Source organism: Bifidobacterium sp. RTP21102st3_E2_RTP21102_210122 (genome assembly GCF_040916945.1).
Classification (GTDB): domain Bacteria; phylum Actinomycetota; class Actinomycetes; order Actinomycetales; family Bifidobacteriaceae; genus Bifidobacterium; species Bifidobacterium longum.
The window spans coordinates 1-1,053 of sequence record NZ_JBCPAN010000033.1 but is presented as its reverse complement, the minus strand read 5'-3'; the positions used below and the strand labels follow the sequence as shown (position 1 = coordinate 1,053).

Annotated in this window: 1 protein-coding gene; it reads right to left on the bottom strand. The window is 67.9% G+C overall.

The features are described 5' to 3' along the window. A partial coding sequence (locus tag AB5287_RS10045) for an HAD-IC family P-type ATPase (RefSeq protein ID WP_368221184.1) occupies window positions 1–1,053 on the bottom strand: 1,053 nt, incomplete at both ends.

The window sequence follows — 1,053 nt, the reverse complement described above, 5'->3', positions numbered from 1 at the left end:
GAATAGGTCTCGACCACGCCCGCCATCATCAGTACGTGGTCCTCATTGAGGTGAGTGCCGGCGCCGGGCAGCATCTCGACGCGGGTCACCTGCGGCTGCTTCACGGTCAGCGTGCCGGTCTTGTCGAAGAACACGTGCGTGACGCGGCCGAGGTTCTCCAGCACGTCCTGTGTCTTGATCAGGATTCCCGACTTGGCTAGTCGGCCGGTTCCCGCCACATACGCGACGGGGGCGGCGATCAGCAACGGGCAAGGGGTCGCCAGCACCAGCACCTGAGCGAAGCGCGTCGGCACGCCGGACACCAACCATGCCACGGCCGCGATCGCCAGTGCGAGCACCGTGAATGGCACTGCCAGCACATCGGCGGTCTTCACCACCGCCGGGCGGGAATCCTGCGCGGCCGCGACGAGCGCGAGAATGCGCTGGTATTGCGAGTCGCTGGCGGCTTCGGTGGCACGCATGGTCAGCGTGGTCGAGCCGGTCCCCGCGCCGGACATGACGCGGGCGCCCGCGAACACTCCACGCGGCACCGGCTCACCGTTGATGTTGCTCAGGTCGAGCGTGGCGGATCCGGACAACAGCTCGCCATCCACCGGCACGGTTTCACCGGGCAGCACAATCAGCACATCGCCGGGGGTGACGGATTCCACAGCAACGGTGTCATAGTGGGAAGTCGCAGCGTCGGACGACCCGCTGGCGGCGGAAGACGGCAGAGCGGCGACCTTGCGGAAGCCGTCGCCCCGGTCGTCGGAGCTGCCGTCGCTGCCGTCGCCGGTGTTGACACCAGCGACGCCCACGCCGGGCCGTCGCACGACGTGCGCGGTCTGGGGCGCGGCCGTCATCAGCGCGGTCAGGCTGCTTTCGGCCTTGGATTGGGCGTATTCCTCGATGGCTTCGCCGGACGAGATCATCAGCACCACGGCCCAGCTCGCCCAGTATTCCTGCACGGCGACCGTGGCGGCGATCGCCACGACAGCCAGCAGATCCACACCGACCCGGCCATGCCGCAAATCGTCGATCATGCCGCGCACGGTGTCGATGATCGTGTACGCC